Genomic DNA, 369 nt, shown 5'->3' on the forward strand with positions numbered 1-369 from the left:
CTAGGATCTAAGCTTAACAGCGCAGCTGTCCTTAGCAGGACGCAGTCCGCCCTAGAAGCGCAGCGCTCTAGAACCTAGGATCTAAAATTTATGCCGATAACCTAATACATAAGCTATATCAGCACTGTTATCCATGTTTAAAAAGTTCTCAACCATAGTGAATTCGATGGCGCTGCTATTGAAGTAATAGCGATAACCCAACACCGCTTCATTAGAGGCTTCCGAGAAGTTTTTATCCCAACTCACCATGCCATCATAACGATGATATTCAGCTAACCAACCGTGCCGACCTCTACGATATTCGTAACCCAGCCCCAACATTAAGTAATGTGATTCGAAGGCATTTTGCGATAACGGTTCTGTATTGTG

Annotated in this window: 1 protein-coding gene; it reads right to left on the reverse strand. The window is 43.9% G+C overall.

Annotated features, from left to right (window positions below):
- Positions 1 to 81: 81 nt before the first annotated feature.
- Positions 82 to 369: DUF3187 family protein (locus AAEY98_RS22180; RefSeq protein ID WP_351019715.1), on the reverse strand; the 288-nt coding region annotated here is incomplete at its 5' end.

This window comes from Shewanella sp. AC91-MNA-CIBAN-0169, assembly GCF_040310165.1.
Taxonomy (GTDB): Bacteria; Pseudomonadota; Gammaproteobacteria; order Enterobacterales; family Shewanellaceae; genus Shewanella.